This is a genomic window from Kaistella antarctica (assembly GCF_900109615.1).
In the GTDB taxonomy this organism is placed as follows: Bacteria; Bacteroidota; Bacteroidia; order Flavobacteriales; family Weeksellaceae; genus Kaistella; species Kaistella antarctica.
In genome coordinates this window covers 339,567-360,567 of record NZ_FOIX01000002.1, presented here as the reverse complement: position 1 = coordinate 360,567, position 21,001 = coordinate 339,567, and the positions used below count along the sequence as shown (strand labels likewise).

At 36.7% G+C, this 21,001-nt stretch carries 20 protein-coding genes; 6 read left to right on the top strand and 14 right to left on the bottom strand.

What is annotated here, in order from left to right:
• Positions 1-102: 102 nt before the first annotated feature.
• Positions 103-546 carry a ferritin-like domain-containing protein gene (locus BMX49_RS06290; RefSeq protein ID WP_034716752.1) on the top strand — a complete coding sequence of 148 codons (444 nt, stop codon included), beginning with the start codon at positions 103-105 and terminating at the stop codon, positions 544-546.
• Between the two features lie 49 nt (positions 547-595).
• Here the strand turns inward: BMX49_RS06290 and BMX49_RS06285 are convergent, their stop codons facing one another.
• Both BMX49_RS06285 and rlmF read right to left on the bottom strand, forming a co-directional pair.
• Complete coding sequence (locus tag BMX49_RS06285) at positions 596-1,642, bottom strand: flavin monoamine oxidase family protein (protein ID WP_034716754.1); 1,047 nt, start codon at positions 1,640-1,642, stop codon at positions 596-598.
• A gap of 84 nt (positions 1,643-1,726) precedes the next feature.
• The gene (rlmF, locus tag BMX49_RS06280; RefSeq protein WP_034716756.1) at positions 1,727-2,719 is read right to left on the bottom strand and encodes a 23S rRNA (adenine(1618)-N(6))-methyltransferase RlmF; all 993 of its coding nucleotides are present in this window, start codon (positions 2,717-2,719) and stop codon (positions 1,727-1,729) included.
• Positions 2,720-2,964: 245 nt separating this feature from the next.
• Here rlmF and BMX49_RS06275 point away from each other — a divergent pair, with 245 nt between their 5' ends.
• Positions 2,965-4,251: an L-lactate MFS transporter gene (locus tag BMX49_RS06275; RefSeq protein WP_034716759.1), complete on the top strand. Its 1,287-nt coding sequence runs from the start codon at positions 2,965-2,967 to the stop codon at positions 4,249-4,251.
• Between the two features lie 104 nt (positions 4,252-4,355).
• Here the strand turns inward: BMX49_RS06275 and BMX49_RS06270 are convergent, their stop codons facing one another.
• The 10 genes from BMX49_RS06270 to BMX49_RS06225 all read right to left on the bottom strand — a co-directional run bounded on the left by BMX49_RS06270 (position 4,356) and on the right by BMX49_RS06225 (position 16,149).
• The gene (locus tag BMX49_RS06270) at positions 4,356-5,336 is read right to left on the bottom strand and encodes a hypothetical protein (RefSeq protein WP_034716760.1); all 981 of its coding nucleotides are present in this window, start codon (positions 5,334-5,336) and stop codon (positions 4,356-4,358) included.
• 9 nt (positions 5,337-5,345) lie between these two features.
• On the bottom strand, positions 5,346-6,137 hold the full coding sequence (locus tag BMX49_RS06265; RefSeq protein ID WP_051803559.1) for an esterase/lipase family protein: 792 nt from the start codon (positions 6,135-6,137) through the stop codon (positions 5,346-5,348).
• Positions 6,138-6,425: 288 nt separating this feature from the next.
• Entirely contained in the window at positions 6,426-7,982 is a 1,557-nt protein-coding gene (locus BMX49_RS06260) for a bifunctional metallophosphatase/5'-nucleotidase (RefSeq protein WP_034716762.1), read from the bottom strand.
• 166 nt (positions 7,983-8,148) lie between these two features.
• Positions 8,149-9,279 (bottom strand): chromate efflux transporter, encoded by a 1,131-nt coding sequence (gene chrA, locus BMX49_RS06255; protein WP_034716764.1) that lies wholly within the window; start codon positions 9,277-9,279, stop codon positions 8,149-8,151.
• Between the two features lie 95 nt (positions 9,280-9,374).
• Entirely contained in the window at positions 9,375-10,076 is a 702-nt protein-coding gene (locus BMX49_RS06250; protein WP_034716766.1) for a VIT1/CCC1 transporter family protein, read from the bottom strand.
• 47 nt (positions 10,077-10,123) lie between these two features.
• Positions 10,124-11,080: a metallophosphoesterase gene (locus BMX49_RS06245; protein WP_051803560.1), complete on the bottom strand. Its 957-nt coding sequence runs from the start codon at positions 11,078-11,080 to the stop codon at positions 10,124-10,126.
• A 71-nt stretch (positions 11,081-11,151) separates the two neighbouring features.
• A complete protein-coding gene (locus tag BMX49_RS06240; protein WP_034716768.1) occupies positions 11,152-11,661 on the bottom strand; it encodes a GNAT family N-acetyltransferase in 510 nt (169 codons plus the stop codon).
• 186 nt (positions 11,662-11,847) lie between these two features.
• Complete coding sequence (gene hemN, locus BMX49_RS06235) at positions 11,848-13,206, bottom strand: oxygen-independent coproporphyrinogen III oxidase (protein WP_034716770.1); 1,359 nt, start codon at positions 13,204-13,206, stop codon at positions 11,848-11,850.
• Between the two features lie 159 nt (positions 13,207-13,365).
• Positions 13,366-14,391: a WD40/YVTN/BNR-like repeat-containing protein gene (locus BMX49_RS06230; protein WP_034716772.1), complete on the bottom strand. Its 1,026-nt coding sequence runs from the start codon at positions 14,389-14,391 to the stop codon at positions 13,366-13,368.
• A 72-nt stretch (positions 14,392-14,463) separates the two neighbouring features.
• Positions 14,464-16,149 carry an amino acid permease gene (locus BMX49_RS06225; RefSeq protein WP_034716774.1) on the bottom strand — a complete coding sequence of 562 codons (1,686 nt, stop codon included), beginning with the start codon at positions 16,147-16,149 and terminating at the stop codon, positions 14,464-14,466.
• A 220-nt stretch (positions 16,150-16,369) separates the two neighbouring features.
• Between BMX49_RS06225 and BMX49_RS06220 the strand changes: the two genes are divergently transcribed.
• Together BMX49_RS06220 and BMX49_RS06215 are read left to right on the top strand one after the other, a co-directional pair.
• A complete protein-coding gene (locus BMX49_RS06220) occupies positions 16,370-16,978 on the top strand; it encodes a Crp/Fnr family transcriptional regulator (protein WP_034716776.1) in 609 nt (202 codons plus the stop codon).
• A 248-nt stretch (positions 16,979-17,226) separates the two neighbouring features.
• Entirely contained in the window at positions 17,227-17,538 is a 312-nt protein-coding gene (locus BMX49_RS06215; protein WP_034716777.1) for a rhodanese-like domain-containing protein, read from the top strand.
• Between the two features lie 84 nt (positions 17,539-17,622).
• Here BMX49_RS06215 and BMX49_RS06210 read toward each other — a convergent pair whose 3' ends face one another.
• Both BMX49_RS06210 and BMX49_RS06205 read right to left on the bottom strand, forming a co-directional pair.
• Positions 17,623-17,967, bottom strand: coding sequence for a DoxX family protein (locus tag BMX49_RS06210; protein ID WP_034716778.1), 345 nt, complete (start codon positions 17,965-17,967; stop codon positions 17,623-17,625).
• A 2-nt stretch (positions 17,968-17,969) separates the two neighbouring features.
• Entirely contained in the window at positions 17,970-18,314 is a 345-nt protein-coding gene (locus BMX49_RS06205; RefSeq protein ID WP_034716780.1) for a DoxX family protein, read from the bottom strand.
• Positions 18,315-18,505: 191 nt separating this feature from the next.
• On the opposite strand from BMX49_RS06205, the gene BMX49_RS06200 reads away from it, so the two are divergent.
• On the top strand, positions 18,506-19,801 hold the full coding sequence (locus tag BMX49_RS06200) for a TolC family protein (RefSeq protein WP_034716782.1): 1,296 nt from the start codon (positions 18,506-18,508) through the stop codon (positions 19,799-19,801).
• A gap of 114 nt (positions 19,802-19,915) precedes the next feature.
• Positions 19,916-20,995, top strand: coding sequence for an efflux RND transporter periplasmic adaptor subunit (locus BMX49_RS06195; RefSeq protein WP_034716783.1), 1,080 nt, complete (start codon positions 19,916-19,918; stop codon positions 20,993-20,995).
• Positions 20,996-21,001: the final 6 nt, after the last annotated feature.

Here is a 21,001-nt window from a genome sequence, read left to right as displayed (position 1 = left end):
GTTGAACGTCGACAGATGTTAAACTGTGTTAAATCTTACTATTTTTGATTTAATGGAATGTTTTCTGTATTAAAATCATCAACAACATTAAAATTATATAAAATGGAAAATGACAAAGTAGTTAGCATTTTAAACGATTTACTAACAAAAAATTACGACGCAGAGAAAGGATATAAAGAAGCAGCTGAAAAAATTGAGCACACTTCATTGAGAGGGTATTTCGAAAATCAATCTAAAAACAGATACGATTTCGGACATGAAATCAAAGGTTTGATTTCTAAATATGGTGGCGAACCAGACAAAGGAACAAGCCTCGCTGGTGATTTACACCGCACTTGGATTTCTATTAGAGATGCTTTTGCAACGGGAGACCAAGCAATCTACGATGAATGTATTCGTGGTGAAGAAGCTTTCTCAGAAGAATATGGTGATGTTTTAGAAGATGCAGTTTTACCACAAGACGTTAGAGATACCGTTGTTAAACAGAAACTTTCTGTTGATAAAGCTCTGGCTTCGTTGAGAGTGATGGAAGGATTTACTTCTTAATCAAACTTATTACTATAAAAAAATGGTTTGCCAAATTGGGAAGCCATTTTTATTTAATGAATGAAATCAATTTTTCTGCTATTACATTTCCAGCATAAACAGCACCTTCCATATATCCCGGACTTTCAGCTGAAACTTCAGAACTTGAAATAAACAATCGATCGTTAAAAAGGGGTTGGTTGAAAATTGTGTTGCCATTATTTTGATGTGGGAAAACATCATACTCAGACCGAGCAAAAGTATACTCCTCTTCACTCCAAACACCTTCTTCGTAATCTAAAAACGATTCTACTTTCTGACCAAAAACTGATTTGAGTTGATTGATAACCAGATTTTGTCGCTCTTCATGAGGGAAATTTTTAAAGGCTGAATTTATAAATCCACAAAGTGCAAACTTTGTCCGTTCGATATTGCAGTGATCATAAAATTCTGTGATTGGACCGGCGTTGCTAAAGAAAGTTCCTGGTTGATCATCGTCCTGCCAAAAAGGTTCTTTATAAGTCAACGCAACTTTAATCGAATCTTCCATCCAAGTGTGCGTTTGTTGAGCAACATCCATCAAATCCCTGGCGAGATTCGGCTCAAACAAAATCTTGTTTGCCCATAATTTTGGTGGAATGGCTAAAACAACTTGACTGGCCGCAAAAATTTCATTGCCATAAACTTGAATAGAATCTTCTTTAAAAATAATTTTAGTAACGGTTTGGTTGAGCAAGACTTCATCATCTCTCAGAGTTTGAAATAAAGCATTTATTAAATTGGAAGTCCCGCCAGCAATTCTGTAACTGGGAGCTTGCTTGCCAATTTCCATCAACTGAATGGGAGAATTAGCTTGCTGCTGAAACAAAACAGTTTCGTCCATAAATTGTTCAAAACCATTCAAACCTAATTCTTTTAAAAGCGCAATTAAATTTTGATGATTATTTTGAAACCAAGTCGCACCCATTTCAACAGGCGTATTATTTGATTCCAAGACGGTGTTGATTCTCCCGCCAATTCTATTTCTAGCTTCTAATATTTTAAATGGTATTCCTTGCTTTTTGAGACGGAAAGCGGTGAGTAAACCAGATAAACCTGCGCCGATTATTATTACCATGAAAACGAATGTATTTTATTGATCTCTTGCAATTTTACGTCAGGTTTTTACTTGATCATATTTAATAAACTGAATGTGATCTAATTATTCACTAACTGCTTCTGACTTCTCTTCCGCCGTTCTCCATCTCTTTTCGCGCCACTCTTTTTGCTCCTCTTTAGATAAGAAAGACCACGCAATAATTCGGCTTGATTTATTACCCGTTCCAATCGGAATGGTTTTGATTCCGGTAGCTTCCATGTCGTTCAAAACTTTGTAAATACCTTTTAGGTTTGATTTTTTAGAAACCAAAGTCGAAAACCAATAACAATTTTTACCAAATTGCTCACTTTCTTTAATCATGTTGTGAATGAAGGTATGTTCGCCACCTTCACAGATGAGTTCGTTGCTTATTCCCGCAAAATTGAGTTCAGGTCGTACGACTTTTTTTCCGGATAAATTCTTAACTTTTCGTCGGCTGCTTTTTTCCGCTTCTTCGGTCGAGGAATGAAAGGGTGGATTGCAAATCGAAAAGTCAATTTTCTCATCCGTGTTTAAAATACCTTCAAAAATGGCCGTACTATTTTCCTGCAATCTGCATTCAACTTTTCCTTCCAGAGAAGGATTTGAATTGACAATATTGGTGGCAGATTCAATTGATTTTGGATCGACATCTGAACCTATAAAACTCCAGCCATATTCGGTAACGCCAACGATTGGATAAATACAATTCGCGCCTACTCCAATATCCAAACATTTAATTTTATCGCCCATGGGAATTTCACCGAAATTAGTTTGACCCAATAAATCGGCCATGTAATGAATATAATCCGCTCTGCCGGGAATTGGCGGAACCAGGTTTTCTTCTGGGAAGTCCCAGTTTTTTACGTCGTAATAATGACTCAACAAAGCTTTATTCAACAATTTAACTGCCACAGGATTGGCAAAGTCAACCGAATCTTCTCCACTTTTGCTGGGCTTAATATATTCTTTGAGTTCTGGCACTGCAGTAACCAAAGCTTCCAGATCGTATCTCTCACGGTTTTTATTGCGAATATGAAGTCTTACTTTTTCTTGAGTATTTTTTTCTGTTGACATAATTGAGGTGATTTTCTTGACCGGAATATTGATAATTCCTGTACAAACATTTCTAATTGCAAAGAACGAAAAAAGTATTTACGAATCCTAACGACCTCTTCTACAATATTTACGGAATATCTAAAAAAAAATCTTGTCTCAGAAGAATGTTAACATGCCTAAAATCATACGCTAGAACAATCGTTTTGCCTCAATTAGAGGTAATTTTAAATTTGTAATTTAATATCGAACTAAAAGCTTTTTTGATGCAGACCAAAAACTCGAACCGTTGGTTGATCGCTATCATGGGAATGCTCCTGCAAGTTGTGCTGGGAACGGTTTATGCCTGGAGCTTTTTTCAAAAACCAATTATGGCTGAATATGGCTGGTCTAATGTTCAAACCATGTGGATCTTTAGTATCGCTATTCTATTTCTGGGTTTATCAGCAGCAATAGGTGGACTGATTTTGCCAAAATTCGGTCCGCAAAAATTAGCGACCATTGGCGCAACACTTTACAGTTTGGGATATTTAATAAGTGCCTACGCAATGTCAGTTGGCAGTCTACCTCTTTTCTATGTTGGATTTGGCATGGTTGGGGGAATTGGATTAGGCTTGGGATATGTAACTCCAGTCGCAACGGTCTCAGAATGGTTTCCAGATAAGAAAGGTTTGGTCACAGGAATGGTGGTCATGGGATTTGGACTTGGTGCTTTGCTAATGTCAAATATAATTGCGCCCATTTTTATACAATTGGCAGAAGAAAATATGGTTGAGGTTTTCGTGTATATTTCTATTGTTCTTTTTGCGATTGGAATTCCCACGGCTATATCGATGAAGAATCCGCCAAATGGAATTGTTCCGAAAGGATATGTCATTCCTGACAACAGTGATTTCGACCACAATATTAAAAATGAATTGACCTTAAAACAAAGTTTACTTTCTACTCAATTCATCGGAATGTGGCTCGTCTTTTTTTTAAATATTTCAGCCGGAATTATGTTTATCAGCATGCAGTCACCGATGATTCAAGATTTACTGGGGCAGAAATCCCCGACAATGAGTGCTGAAAACCTAGCAGTTGCTGGCGGAACTTTAATCGCAATCAGCTCTTTATTTAATGGAATAGGGAGATTTATTTGGGGTGGTCTTTCAGATCGATTGGGAAGAATACAAGTTTTTCGTTTGATTTTGGGCTCTCAGATCATCGTTTTTATTTTTCTGATGTTTACCACGAATCCATACATTTTCGGAGCATTGGTTTGCTACATTCTCTTCTGTTATGGCGGTGGATTTGGTGCAATGCCCTCTTATATTCTAGATGTTTTTCAGGAAAAATTGATGCCCATTATTTATGGAGTCATCCTTACAGCGTGGTCGTTTGGTGGAATTATAGGTCCGCAAGTCGCCGCTTATATTCGTGATTTTTATGCCACAAATCCGGAGCTAATTGGACCGAGAACCTACCTAACTGGAATCACATTACTGAGTATAGGTTTTGTAATCACCCTATTTCTCAGCAACAAAACTGTAGCTTTAAAAAAAATTAAATAAAATTTATCAATCTAATTATTTCTTAAAATTAACTAATGATAATTGACGACCTTCGGGGTATCGGGTAAGTTTTAATAAAAAATTTTAATCATTAAAAAGCATTTCTATTCACTTTGAGAGTAAAATTTCCTGAGCGGCTCCCCCAATTCTTGATTCAGCAAATAGGTGATATCTTCTTCCACTCCTTCTAATTCTAAACTGCTCTCTTGCCATTCATCTATTTCTTTTTTCGAATTCAGGAAAGAACCTTTGTCTTTGATAATTTCAGCCTCATTCAAATTTATCACTGATTCACTTATATTTTTAAGACCGATTTCTACGATGTCGCCAAGTCCATTTTTCATGTGCTCAAACCAATAGGATTGATAGTGCCAGAAAGAGGATTGTAGGAGCGCATCTTCTCGGCTATCTCGCAATAAGTCGGCAAAATCTGCCAGAAACTGAGTATATTTAATGAAACCCCACAACGAGCTATTTAAAGGATTGTTATTAGCAAGATCTAACTTGTCTTTAATAAGATCTCGATCCTTTAGCACTTTCCAAAAGTCAGTGATAGAATAACCTCCCGTCCAGCCATCATCTAAAAACCAAAGAAACTGGTTGATATCTTCATCGTTCCTTTTAACTTGGTTAAGCATTAGAAAACGATCAAACAAACCCGCAGAATTCTCTACACTTTGACGCTGGAAATACATTTCGCCGTTACTTTCTAAAACTTGCTTCATCAAAATTTGAGGTAAGATTAACGGATAATATTGCGTAAAATATTGGTTAACAAATTTATTTTTTAAAATAAATTCAATCTCTCTCTCAACTTCAGCTGGAAGTGGATTTGGAAAATAGTTCGCAATCAAACCGATCTCTAAAATGCTATAATAGTCAATTAGAAAGTCGATGTTGTCTCTTTCGTCAACCTCTAAGGTAGTTTCAATCGGGCTTTGGAGATGATTTCTCAATAGAATTCGCAAACTCAGTAATTCGTCATCTTTCATGAGAGCACTTAGTGTTTCAAAACCTTTTGCGGCAGGCCCTTTTTCACGATATTGCTTTGTAATAATCTCAAAATTCACATCTTTAATATCCATAATAAATCTTTATAAAGCATTAATTACAATTTCGTACGGATCAAGATAAGTTGCAGTTGGTTTACAAACTGAAGTGTGGGACTTTTTGTCAATCAAAATGGGCGCAGGATCACTGCAGAACTGGTCGTTGTGAACTACAATTTCATTGTCTGCCCAAATTACTTTATGTGCAATTGTAAACTGGCCGCTATCTTTACCCAAATAACTTTTTGAATCTGAAATTAGATTGAGGATTGCTTGAGATTGCGGTCCCAGATCATCGATGATTGGTATTTTCACCAATACCAAACCTGCCAACAAGCGACCAACGATGGGCAGACTTTCCAAAATTATTTTCTGAACTCTAGCGCCGCAATGAGCAGGAGCAAACAAAATCATTTTAAAGTTTTCCAACCAGGATTTATTTTCATTTTTCGCTGTGAGCAAAGCTCTACGAACTACGATCGCGCCTAAAGAGTGTGCGATCACCACTACATTTTCGTATCGAAATTGGTCATTTATACTATCGCGGTTAAAACCTAAATTATTTGGACTGTTTTCACAAACCGACGTCAGAAAATTGTAAAATTTAAGCGCATTGTTATTGGCTTGTCCTTTCATACTGTCGTAACCATAAAAGATAACATCAGCGTTGGAAAAATCATTTTTGCTTCTGATTAAGGCAGGGAAATCGTCCCAAGTTCCGGTCGCTTTTCCGTTAAATCCATGCACGAAAACAACTAAACTAGTCGGCTTGTCAAGCGTAAGAAAAGCCGATGAATTCTTGCCATGATTAATGAAAATTGGTGGAGTGTGGCTCATTTGTGTGTGTGTTTTTGAAGTTCGATTAAAAGGATTCAATTTTTGTCAACACAACTACTTTTTTGCAGATAGATTTTAAATTCACCAGTGGTAACGTGCTAAAAATCAAACCAATTAAAAACTATTTCCTTTAGTAAATTTAAATAAAAAGACGAAATAAGAGAAATAAACATTTCATTTTTTGAAAATAAAAAAATCGCACAGAATAAAACTGTACGATTCAAAAGCTTCAGAGAAGCTTTATAGATTTCTTTTAAAAGTGAAACACTTTATCTTCGAGAATAAAAACTACTTTCCAAGTTCTGCCATATATTTAATGATCGCCAATCTTGAATCAGATCTCAGATCAGCAGAACTGGTTGGCGTAGGATAAATCTTAATGATATCTGGATTATCTTTATTCAAAAAGCTCATGTTAGCTTCGCCACCTGTCATTAAAAAATCGGCCAGGGCAACATGGTAAGATTTAGTTGGAATAATAGGACTGTTTTTCAAACTCCAAACTTTGGTTTCAGGATTATAGTTAACCGCAGAAGAATACTGGAGAAAGCCGCCAGAACCCACATTATTACGGCCAGCTTCTAAAGTTTTAATCAATAAACTTCCTTTCATATCAACTTCCATAATCGATCCGCCATAGGGTAAAGTTCGAATGATATCATACTCAGTAATGGGCATTTGAAGAATATCATCGACGCGAATTGACCCAGAATTAAGCAACACGACGTCCGCAGTTGGAGCGGCTTTTTCCATGGCTGCAACTGCGATACGAGTTAGATTAGTTTTTCCACTTCGAATCATTTCTTCGCGACCATCTAAAGGTTCGCCCCCTTCCCGGATGACGCGCTGCGCATTAAATCCGAGCGCTTCGTAATTCTTTTCACCAATGTCCATCCATTTTTTTACCACCAAAGCGGTGGCGGGATCTTCGGTAATTTCAGCATCAATCATTCGCAATTCAGGAACAACCGATGTGGTTTTATTTTTCACGTCAATTGTTAGATAATTTACATAAGCCGACTTGGCGTTCGCGTGCGCTTTAGTAATATAGATATCGCCCACTTTTTTGAACTGCATATCGTGTTCATGACCACCCATAATCAAGGCGAGACCTGGAACACGTCGGGCCAAAACACTGTCTTGTTCCACGGCAAGATGAGTAATCGCCACAACAGCATCGCAAGAAAGCTTTAACTGATTGTATAATTTTTCAGCAACTTCCAATTCATCGGTATAGCTTACATAATCTGCTTTATTAAAAGGTAAGGTCAGTCCGATAAAACCGATTTTTGCTTTGGTGCCGTCTTTATCTTGAACGTCCATGATATAAGTTTCAGGAAAGGCTTCTTTCCCCGAAGAATTCGTTTTTACAAAAGGAGCGACGCTAGATTTTGTTTGATGAAAAGTGTTCGAAGCAATCCATTTAAAGGTTGATTCATTGATTCTGTCTTGAAGTTCATCTTCTTTAATGTCGAATTCATGATTACCAAACACGGCTAAATCTAAACCGGCAGCATTCAAAGATTCAACCATCTGTTTGCCGCGAATTCGTTTGCCTTCATGTTTCAAACTATTGTAAACGGATGGACTTAAAAAATCTCCGCCCATCACCATAATAGTATTGGGGTTTTTGGCGAGCTCCTGTTTTTTTAAAGTTGCTACGCGCGCGACACCACCGACTTTGCCGCCTTGCATGGGAGCAATCTCGTAGACATCATTAATTTGAACAAAAGTGACTGTTATTTTGCCATCATCTTTAACCACAGTTGAAGAAGTGTTTACGGTTTTACAAGAATATAAAACAAAGGCAATAAGGGAAGCGTAAAAAGGAAATCGTGTTTTCATAGTATAAGTTTACGACACAAGTTATTACTAATTAACCACTTCCACAAATAAGATAATTACCGGGAAGTTTAGTAATTAGTTTTAAAACCACTTTAAAATAGTATTTAAGAAGAACACAGAAATAGTGAGTCGCAAAAAAATTTAAAACATTTTAGAGTTTTCGTCTTTAAAATAAGGTTAACAAATACCCTACAATTGAACCACCTAAAACAATAAAGGCACTATTAATTCTTCTAAATCTACAGGTTAAGGTAATACTTAATATGGCAATCAAAATTGTACGCCAGTCGGTAATCGAATCTTTACCCATAGCAAAACAGACCGAAATGATAATCGCAACTGAAGCCACATTTACAGCATCTAAGAAAGCTGAAAACAGTGCTGAACTTCGCATCTTTTTAACCAGAGGATTCAGGAAAGCCACAAACACAAATGAAGGCAGAAAAATAGCGATCGTCGAAATTGCCGCTCCAGACAGTCCATTGATTTGGTAACCGATAAATGTTACTGAAGAAAAAACGGGACCTGGCGTGAACTGTCCGACGGCGATGGCATCTATTAATTGTTGGCGAGTAATAATTCCAGTTGAAACCAGTTCGGTATCTATAAAAGCAAAAAGAACATAACCGCTCCCGTAAAGTATAGCGCCAATTTTCAAAAATATCCAAAAGAGCTTTGAATTGGTAGCCGACAGAAAACCGGCATTTAAGATTTCAAGAAAGGTAAACGGTAGAAAACTATTAATGTTTTTTAATTTATTATTTCTAAAGTAGGCCAGAAATAAGGCGATAAATCCGGCGCCAAACATCAGATATATTTCGTAGAAATTTAAGAGTGAGCCAATTAGAACCGCGAGTCCGATAATCCCTAACTCTATTGATTTCAAAGATTTTTTTGCTAAAGGATAAACGGCGCTTAAAATGATTGCGATAATTGCCGGTTTTATTCCGTAAATAAATGGTTGAACTTCGGGGAGTTGTCCAAACTCTTTATAAAGCCAAGCAAAAATGCCAGTGATCAAAACGGCAGGTAAAATAAAACAAAGTCCGGCGATAATCAACCCTTTCCAACCGCCTTTTTCGTGACCGATATGGATAGCCATTTCCGTACTATTCGGACCCGGAATTAAATTGGTAGCGCCGATTAAGTCTAAGAAATGCTGTTCTGTAAACCATTTTCTTTTCACGACTACTTCATCGCGCATCATCGCAATATGTGCCGCTGGACCGCCGAAACCTATAATTCCCAGTTTCAGAAAAAGCTTTGCGATCTCTTTTAAGTTTCCCTCAACCATCATCAATAAAAATTTTCAATTCTTGGTCAAATTTGTTTAGAGTTGTTTTTAAAAATCACGATTAATAAAAAGATTCTGATCGAAAACTTTCACCACATTTAAACATTAATGCCAAAAAGATAGCCGACCAAGGCTGATAATCCCATCGCAATTGTTCCCCAAACCGTCACTCTCAAAATAGCTTTTGCAATGCTGGAACCGCCTGTCTTTGCAGCCAACGCTCCTAATAAAATCAGAGAAATAATCGTGAAACCATAGAGCCAGTACTCCATTCCTTTGAGTGGCGCAAAAAGAACGACCAAAAGAGGCAAAATTCCACCGGCGATAAACGCGCTTCCAGAAGCCAAGGCCGCCTGAATCGGATTTGCCTGACTGATTTCGTTAATCCCCAACTCATCACGAACATGCGCTCCTAAAGCATCTGACGCTGTCATTTCGAGTGCCACCTGCATAGCAGTTTCTTTTTTCAAACCTCTTTGTTCATAAATTTTCGCCAGCATCTTTAGTTCTTCCTCGGGCATTTCTAAAAGCTCCTGTCTTTCCCGTTCAATATCCGCAGTTTCGATATCGGTCTGAGAACTAACCGAAACGTATTCTCCCGCCGCCATGGACAAAGCACCGGCTACCAACGCAGCAACCGTTGCCAAAACAACAGGATAGGTCGTGGAACTGGCCGCCGCGACTCCAATTGCTAAACTGGAAACTGAAATTATTCCATCATTCGCCCCAAGAACTGCCGCCCGTAACCAATTGCTGCGATGAATGTAATGAGTGTCGAGATAATTGTCAAGGTTCTGCATTTTTGCTTTTTTATATTTTAGAAAATTACTTCAGAACTTAAAGAGATTTAAACTTTACGAGAAAAAGCTAAATCCTTTTTAGAATTGGAAACAAAAGTTAAGTTGCTATCGGTTAAATGGTGTTCTCCGTCAAAACTATACGCCACCAAATAACCTTCTTTTGCAACACTATAATCTAAACAGCAAATATTTTCTCTTTTCAAAAGTGGTTTACCTTTCAGCCAATAATGACCAAAGAAAACAGGTTTCTGCTCTTCATTATAAAAGTCTTTACTTTTCAAAAGACTTAAATCTATTTTAGTTTCAGGGAGATTTTCCAAAGGTTCAACACTGATTGCTCTATAAGTCATTTCCGCAGGATCTTCCCACCATTTAATTCTGATTTCATTTCGGTTTGTGCCATCTTTATCGTCGAACGATAACCCTTGCGGCAATTCAATTTCTTTTCCTTTTAAAGTTTGTTCGATGGCTTCATTTAGCTCTGTTCCTTTTTTTACCGACTCAATAATTAAATCATCTGTCAAGCGATTGTTCACTAATTTCGTCTTCAGAAAATCAATTGTTTTTTCATCCCAGCAGGCATGAACGGCTCTAAATTCCTTAGTCTCGTAAAAGAGCGGCAACGTTTTAAACCATTCCAGATATGCTTCATATTCCACCTGTCGATTTTGAAATTGCTTAAGCGTTTTGTAATGTTGCACAATATTTTTAATCAAATGTTTGCGCAGATGGCCACCATCAGTTTCCTGGTAATGAAAACAAAGTGCGTTGTATTCGTGATTTCCCATCAACGCGATCGCAGATCCATTGTCAACCATTGATTTTACGATTTCTAAAGTCTCTCTGATTTTCGGACCTCTATCGATATAATCACCAACGAACAAAACGGTTCTATTTGGATTGGAATGAACGTAGAAGTTATTTGGTTTTGAATAACCCAACTTCTGGAGTAATTCTTCCAATTTATCTGCATGCCCGTGGATGTCACCTATAAAATCAATCATTAAGTTTAGAATTAAATTATATTTTAGAATAGGACATAAAACAATCTCTTGCTTTTAGTTATAAACATCTTTTATAGTTGGATCTCAAAATAGCAAACGTCAGCATCTTGATAATGAGCTTGTAATCCCGCAGAATTTTTTAACTTTTTCATCCCTAGAAAATTAAAGCCGCAATTTTTATAATGGTTGATTAGGCGATCATTTTGTCCGCAAGTATCCATCCTAATAAATTTTTTATGTTCTTCTTTGGCAAAAGCTTTTGACCAGTTCGCAATGATCTGTACAAAGTTATTTCCTCTAAAATCAGGATTTGTGGCAATTCGGTGAAGATAAATAGAATCATCATTTTCCTTTTCTTCCCAGATTTGCACGTCGTTATAAGTGATCGCCCAAATGCAGGCGATTTGATCATCAATGACTAATTTAAACTGTCTGTTTTCAAGAACTTCAGTCTTAATAAAATCTTGGTCAAATTCTGGCCAGAGATTTCCGGGAAAAGTGATTTTCTGATAATCAGTCGCTAATTTATACAGTCTAAAAATTTCGGGAATATCAGCCACGGTGCTGTTCATTATTGTCATAAAGAATTCTATTAAAGTAATTAAAAATTGATTGCGTTGAAGAGAATTCTATCAAATAGAAGTTCTTTTATAAAGATAGTAAAATCTCAGCGAGACCAACCAAAACAATCAAGTTTTAAACTTTGCGGGAAACTTCGAATCAATTTTAAAGCAAAAAAAAAAGCGACTCGTTAAAGTCGCTTTCTATTATATTGTCATTGAAAAAATCCTGGTTTCAGGTTTGTTTCGCATCATTCTTAAGTCAAATGTCATGGCGACATTTCGTGTAAAGGCGCGGCCTTTGTCAGTGATTTTTATAGTGTTTTCGGAAATTTCTACCAAGCCATCAGCTTCCATTTCTTTTAAGGATTCTAAAGCGTTTTCAATTTCGGGGAAACTGGTTTGTAAATCCCAAGAAGTTTCTAAGCGGCACATTAAATTTAGGATATGCTGTCTGATAACCAAATCTTCTTCATTTAAAACGTGACCTTTCACGACTGGAATAATTCCCTGATCTACGATTCTCTGATATTCTTCTACGCTTTTTTCATTTTGTGCAAAAGCATACCAGGAATCCGAAATTGACGACATGCCCAGACCAACCATCAATTGCGTTTTGCTGGAAGAATATCCCATAAAGTTTCGGTGAATATCGCCAGAAACCATTGACTGATAAAGATCGTCATGTTCCAAAGCAAAGTGATCCATCCCCACTTCAATGTATCCTAATTCCTCCAATAATCTTTTTCCATTTTCGTACAGTCGTCTTTTTTCTTCGCCGCTTGGCAAATCATTTTCGTCGAAACCACGTTGTCCAACGCCTTTAATCCAAGGCACGTGCGCGTAAGAATAGAACGCCAAACGATCTGGTTTTAGTTCTAAAGTTTTACGAATTGTATATTCCATTTTCTCCCAAGTGTGAAATGGTAGACCGAAAACCAAATCATGTGAAACTCCTTTGTAACCAATTTCTCTGGCCCATTCCGTTACATTTTTTACATTTTCAAAAGGCTGAATTCGATTTATTGCTTTCTGAACTTTGGGATCATAATCCTGTACGCCAAAACTTGCCCGGCGAAAACCTAGATCATATAAAGTCTGCAAATGTTCTTTGGTCGTATTGTTGGGATGACCTTCAAAAGAAAATTCTGGATTTTCAGCAATTTCTGATTTCGCAAAAATACCTTCTAACAAAAGGCGTAAGTTCTCAGGAGAGAAAAAAGTGGGTGTGCCGCCACCTAAATGAAGTTCTTTGATTTTTGGAGTTCTACCGAATAACTTAATATATAAATCGAACTCTTTTAAAACAGATTCTAAATAGGGAGTTTCTACCGAATGTTGTTTGGTAATCCGTTTGTGGCAGGCACAAAATGTACACAGTTGCTCACAAAATGGTAAGTGAATATAAATTGAAATCCCTTCCGAATCATTGGTCGCGTTGAAAGTTTTTAGAACAGATTGTTGCCAATGATCACTAGAGAAACTATTGTCTTCCCAAAAAGGAACGGTTGGATAAGAAGTATATCGAGGTCCCGGAATATTATATTTATCGATTAAAGAATTCATTTCTTACTAATTATTACAAAGATTTCTGAAATTCATTTTGAAATTTCGTTTTGCAAAAATACAAAATAAGTTAGGAGTGGTCGAATAATGACATAGAAGTTGTGAATATGGAAGATGAGTTTTGGCAGTTTACAGAGTCTGATTCAAATAAAAAGATCACTAAAAATCGGCAGCTATTTTCATTTTAACAATCCTATTTTTTCCGCCAAACACTAAAGTGTTTTCGTCAACCCAGTTGCACACATATAAACCTTTTTCCTCGGAAATAGTTTTCCAGGTTTTTCCGTAGTCATTTGAAAATTCGATGTTCTGGTCTCCCACGGCGATGATGTCTTTTCCTTTCGATTTCGGACGAAACTTGACGCAGGTTTTATAACCGCCATTTTTTCCAGAAGCTTGAATTTGCCAGGTTTTTCCGCCATCGTTTGTCGTCGCGATATTGTTGATGTTTTCGGCTTGCTTAGTGTAATCTCCGCCAACGGCGATGCCGAAGTTTTTATCGTAGAAATCGATGGAATAAATTCCTGTTGAGGCCGTTCCTTGAATGAAAGGAGTTTCGAATGCTACCCACGTAAAGGGATTGTTCCAGGAAAATTTAAAAATTCTGGCTCTCATACCGCCCGTTGCAATCCACCCTTTACCATCTTTCGTAGAAATGTTCGTATTACTCGCTGCAAAATGGGCTTCTCCGGGAAAATATTTTGGGAAACCAACCTTATCTTTCGAAGGTCTGCCAGAATAAAAAATTAAAGGATTTGCACTACCAGCTTCATTGGGATCACTAATTGCAATTCCTCTATTGAATTTATCAAAAATGAAGGCATCAAAGAAAGCGGTTTTTGTACTGACTGTTTTTTGAATTGAAAAATTGAGGTTCTTTTTATTAATTTTAAATAAGAAAGCTGGACTCAAAATATTAATCGTGTAAAAGTATTTACTGTCCTGCGCTAAAGTCCGGAACTCTAACTTTTCATCAGATAATCTCAGCTGCTTTTTGTTAGCTGAATCTTTTAAACTGACAAAACCGAATTTTGAATCGGTGCCCGAGTACCAAACTTTTCCATCATAAAGCTGAAGGGCACGAATGGAAATATCATCCTTTAATAATGTTTGAAATTCAACCTTCTGAGCGAAGTAAAAATTTGAAAAGAGGACAAGAAAGAGGAAACACTTTAGTCTATTCATATCATTTAAATGTATTCAAAAATAAAAATTTCCCGCCATAATTGACGGGAAACTTTATGTTTTATTTAAAAATTATTTTCTATACTTAATCATATAATATCCGTATAAGATAGTGTGCGCTATAATCATCACTACTGAGAACATGATTAATCCGCTGTCATCAACCTCAGCATTTTGATGATGCAAGTAAGCCAATACGGCTAAAAGCACCGTTAAGAAAACACCAGAAATGGCAGTTACACTGTAGTTTTTAGGATCATTGGTCGTATTATTTGCTTTTCCTAAGAAGGAGTTTTTAATTCCGCGATATAGGTAAACATCCAGGCCGATCATCATCCAACATACCAAACGAATCCAGGTATCAAATGGTAAGAAAACCATCATTCCTAAACATACCAGAATTCCTAATACTGGAATTAAGGGAACGAGTGGCGTTCTAAACGCACGTGGCGCGTCTGGCTGCGTTCTGCGCATCACCAAAACTCCCGCACAAACTAAAATAAAGGCGAACAGAGTTCCAATACTGGTCATTTCTCCTACTACTCTTCCCGGTACAAAGGCCGCAAATAAACTCACGAAAACCAAGAAGAAAAGGTTTGACTTATAAGGAGTTCTAAATTTCGGGTGAACTTCGCTAAACACTTTTGGCAATAGACCATCTTTACTCATCGAATAGAATACCCGGCTTTGTCCCATTAACATTACTAAAATCACCGAAGCATATCCTAAGAGAATCGCTAAAATAATCGTGGTATTCAACCAAGGGTAAGCAGGAACAACGGTCCCATTCACAACGTCACCCATCGCTTCAATCGCAATTGCAACCGGCGCTAAATGATCGCCACCGCCACCAGCGGTAAAGGCTTTGTAATTAACAACACCTACCATTACGTAAGCGAAAATTATATAAAGAACAGTACAAATCAGAAGCGAACCCATAATTCCGATGGGCATTGCCTTTTTCGGGTTTTTGGTTTCCTGTGCAGCCGTTGAAACCGCATCGAAACCAATATAGGCAAAGAAGACGACGGCCGCGGCCCTAATAATTCCGGACCAGCCATATTCTCCGAACTTACCGGTATTTGCTGGAATAAGTGGCGTAAGATTTTCTGCTTTTACGTATTTCCAACCTACAACAATGAATATAATTACGATGGCAACTTTAAGAATCACAATTAAGGTATTTACAAAAGCTGATTCACTGGTTCCTTTAATTAAAACCAGTGACATGACGGTTACGATAAAAACGGCTGGTAGATTAATCAAGCCACTATGCATTACTCCGTCTACCGTATAACTGTCAAACGGCGTCATCATTAAACTATGGGGAAGCGAAACTCCAAAACTCGACATGAATTTACTGAGATATCCCGACCAACTTGAAGCTACAGTCGCAGATCCAACTGCATATTCAAGCACCAAATCCCAACCGATAATCCAGGCGATAAATTCGCCCATCGTAGCGTAAGAATAAGTATATGCGCTCCCAGCCACAGGAATCATTGAGGCGAATTCCGCATAACATAAACCTGCGAACGCACAGCCAATAGCTGCGATGATAAAGGAAATCATGATTCCAGGTCCGGCATAATTGGCAGCTGCGATTCCAGTAATTGAGAAAAGTCCAGCGCCAATAATTGCACCGATTCCCAACGCAACGAGAGACGCAGCAGACAATGTTTTTTTCAATCCATCCGAAGTCTCGTCAGATTCTGACATAAGTTGACTCAGGGGTTTGGTTCTCCAAAGATTTGACATTTTTTATTTGTTTAAGATTCCCAAAAATATAAAAATTTAGTAATGATTAACTATTTTTCGGCAATTTCTTTTTGGTAAAACACTTTGCAATGAGTTAAAACACTGTGTTTCATGTAAAAGATGTAAAACTTAAAATGAAAAAAGCGTAGTAAAAACTAATCTTTGCCATTTCTCGTGCCTGAAGAGAATCGAAAACTAATTTAATCGCTAACTTTGTTTAATGATTTTAAAAGACATTTTCCAGTCGGATTTAGTGAAAGAAATTGAAGATTCCGGCAATCTAAAACATTTTTCTGCCGGAGAAACCATCGTTAATATGGATTCTTATATCAAAAATATTCCAGTGGTAATTTCGGGAAGTATTAAAGTCATTAGAACCGAAGAAGATGGTCGTGAAATCCTCCTCTATTATCTAACTCCTGGCGAAAGTTGCATCGTTTCCATTCTGTCTGGGATTAAAAATGAAACGGCGAAGATCAAAGCTATCGTAGAAGAAGATGCAGAGTTAATGTTGATTCCTGCAGACAAAGCCAAAGAATGGGTGAAGAAATACCCAGACTGGACGGATTTCATCTTCAATCTGTATCAGAAACGCTTTGAAGAATTATTGGATGTCGTCAACTCTGTGGCTTTTCAAAAGATTGATGCTCGACTTTTGCACCTTATCAAGCAGAAAACCCAGTTGTATAATTCAAAAGAAATTTCGGTAACGCATCAACAATTGGCTGATGAATTGGGAATTACGCGGGAAGCCACGAGTAGAGTTCTTAAACAAATGGAAAAGGAAAAATTATTGATCATTTCCCGAAACAAAATTGAACTTCTATGATTCTTTCAAAATAAATTTATCGCAAAGAATCAAAAGGTTTAATTAAAATTTTAGCAGATCAAAAGTTGGCAAATTGCAATCGTAATTAAGAATTTACTTTTTACCCTCTTTTGAAAATCTATTTTTTAACATTTGTCGTTTATCGCTTTTGCGGTGAAATAAAATTGAGCTTCTGTAACATAGGTTACGGTGCGCTTCAATTTCCCAACCTAAATTTGCCGTATTAAATCAATCAAATACACAAAATTATGTTAGATACCATTAACAATCTTTTCGGATTCAAAAAAACAGATTACGCAGATCTGGTAAAAAAAGGTGCGATTATCATCGATGTTCGCAGCAAAGGTGAATTTGCGGGCGGTCATATTAAAGGTTCGATTAATATACCTTTGGATCAGCTTCAGAATAATCTTTCAAAATTAAAAGATAAAAACAAAAGCATTATTACGTGTTGCGCTTCTGGAATGAGAAGCGGGTCTGCGAAAACGATGCTTTTAAACAATGGCTATACCGACGTTCACAATGGTGGCGGTTGGGGAAGTTTGAACGGTAAAATCTAAACACATCATTATATTCTATATTTTAAAACCTCGAAAATTCGAGGTTTTTTCGTGTTCAAATATTCTATAAATTTTCTAATATTTTTATTTATTAAATGCTAAGTAAAATATAAAGGCATTTATAAACATAAAAAATAAAGCAGGTGTAGAGATCAATAAACTGTCCTTTGTTTTAATTCTCGTTAAGACGCCAAAAAACATTAGTACGGCAAGTCCAGCAGATGACAGCAATAGAAGGGGTTGATAAAATAAACCGACGAGTAAACCCGCGGCGCCCAGCATTTCCAAGATGATTACATAAATTCCAAAACCCTTTAAGTCAAATCGCTCGAATTCCTTTTTCATATTTGGTGAAATAAAATAGGAAATAGAATAGCCCGCAAAAGCGAGGCTTGAAAAAAGAACACAGGCAATTAATAAATAATTCATATTTAAATAATCTCCATTGAAACTAATGCGATGAAGATGCAAAGAATCAGTAATACGAGTGATGGCAAATGTTTGATGAAGGGATTTTTAATTTTAAAATGGAAAAATTGTGCAGCTACCATAAATAATCCCATTATAATGGCGGAAATCCCAATTAAGGTTGGAAACCAAATTCCCGCAACTAATAAAGTTGCTACGGAAATTTTTGCTGCTCCTACAAAAGTTCTCGTTAAATCACTCAATCCGAATTGCTTGAATTCTTTGATGATTACATCATACCGGAAAATCCAAACGTAAAAAACGGAGGCTGCTACAATAATTTGTGCTACAAGTAAAAGAGTTGTCATATTATTTTTTTTAGTTATTCAATGTAAAAATAGTGTTTTTAGTAGCACTAAAATTTATTATTAATTAATTGTGCTTGGGCGATTACGAAAAACGCAATTCTTATATTTTTTCTCATAGCCTCATGCTATGTAACCTTTGTCACTGTGTACGATTGTTTACTGCGATACTTTTGTCATCAAATTAAAAAGACATGAGGAAAGTATTATTTCTACTATTTATATCAACCAAATTTTTCGGACAGGATACCATTCAGATTTCTAAAAGAGATTTAGAAAGTAGAATTGAAGGACAAAATCTCTCCGTGAAATTAGCGAATGATGAAGTGAATTCTGCACAAGCCGGTTTATTGCAAACACGCGCAATGTATTTGCCAAACGTAACTGCGTCTTACACAGGAACTGCGACCAACAGTCCGTTGATGGCATTTGGTACAAAACTCAACCAATCCAGAATTACGATGATGGATTTTGATCCATCACAATTAAATAAACCTGATAACATTTTCAATTTCGCTACGAAATTAGAAGTTCAGCAATCGATTTTTAATAAAGATGCAGTCTACCAAAAGAAAGCGGGCGAAGTAAAAGTTGATGTTTTAAAAATTAAAGCAGAACGAACCAAAGAATATCTTCAGTTTGATTTGAATAAAGCCTATTTGCAATTACAAATGGCGTACAAGGTTGTGAAAGTTTTGGAAGAAGCAAAAAACACCACACTCGCCAATAAAAAAGTCATCGATAATTATTACAAAAACGGAATGATTCAAAAATCTGAAGTTTTATATATAAATGTTCGAGTTTCTGAAATTGAGAGTCAAATTCAATACGCGAAATCGAATGTTAGAAATGCTTCTGATTATGTTTACTTTTTATTGAATGAAGATTCGGAAAATAAAGTCTTCAAACCGATGGATGAATTTTCTTATCAGGAAAATATTTTAGAGCAAAATCCAAAACTCAACGGAAACAGAAAAGATCTTCAAGCCTACGAGAAATCTTTGGAAGCGTATGATTATCTGGTGAAATCTGCCGACGCGAAGTTTCTACCAAAATTAAATGTCTTTGGAAGTTTTGAATTAAATGACAACAAAGTCTATAAATTCAATGGCAACGGTTATTTAGTCGGATTGCAATTATCCTGGAATGTGTTTGATGGTTATAAAGCCAAAATTGAAAAAGAAGTTTACAAAGCAGATCTATCTAAAGCACAAACTGAAATTCAGCAATATCAAAAACAAAAACAGTTAGAACTCAATAAATCATACCGACAGGTTTTAGATGCAGATAAAAAAGTTTCTTTAACCAAATTATCCTGGGATCAAAGTGCGGAAGCCTACAGAATCCGTAAAAACAGATACGATCAAGGTTTAGAAAAATCATCTGATTTACTTTCCGCAGAAACTCAAATGTCTCAAAAAGAACTGGAATATCAACAGGCGATTTTCGAATATAATTCAGCGCTGGAATACTTTAAATTTTTGAAGTAGCAATGAGACAAATAGATAATAGACGAATAGATAATAGACCAAACTCTAAACATCTATTATCTATCAGTCTATTATCTATCATCTTTTAATCTATCATCTTAAAAATAAATCAACATGAAAATATTAGTTTACTCCGTCCTCTTATTAGGATTATCGATGAGCAGTTGTTCGTCAGACGAAAAAAATACAACGCTCAATCAAACACCGATTCAAGTAACGGTGAATCAATCTGGAAATAATTCTGAGGGTGCATACGCTTCTGCAAGTGGAAAATTAGTGGCGAAAAATTCAGTAAATGTCAGCACCAGAATGATGGGATACATTACCGGAATGAAAGCCGAAGTTGGACAAAATGTTCGTGCTGGACAATTATTGGTAAGCATCAATTCAACAGATATTCAGGCAAAAGGCGGACAAGCCAACGCGCAGATCTCTCAGGCACAGGCGAGTTACAATATTGCGAAAAAAGATTACGATCGTTTTTCGAATTTATTTAAAAACCAAAGTGCTTCTCAAAAAGAATTGGACGATATGCGAGCGCGTTACGAAATGGCTCAAGCTGGTTTACAAGCCGCACAAGCCATGAAAAGCGAAGTCAATTCTCAGTATCGCTATACCAACATTACAGCACCAATCTCGGGAGTAATTACGGAAAAATACGCTGAACAAGGCGATATGGCAAGTCCCGGAATGCCTTTGTTAACCATCGAATCGCCGTCGGCTTTGCAGGCGCAGGTTTTAGTTTCGGAACAAAACATTACGCTCATCAAACAAGGAATGCCGGTTAAGATTACCCTGAAATCCAACAATGAAGAAGTTGCCGGAACTGTAGGAGAAATCAGCCGTTCTTCCGCGAACACAGGTGGTCAATATATGGTGAAAGTCAATGTTTCAAACAGTGCCAATTTATTATCCGGAATGTTTGTGAATGTGCAATTTCCTTTTAAAAATACAGGAAAAACGAATCAGGATTTTCAGGAAGGCGTGATGATTCCCAAATCAGCTTTGGTAGAGAAAGGTCAATTAACGGGAGTTTACACGATAAGTTCTAACAATACGGCGATTCTTCGTTGGGTGAAAACTGGTAAAAGTTTCGGGGATCAAGTGGAAATTCTATCTGGACTTAATGCCAAAGAACCTTACATCGTTTCGGCACAAGGAAAACTCTTTAACGGAGCAAAAGTAACTAAATAATGTACC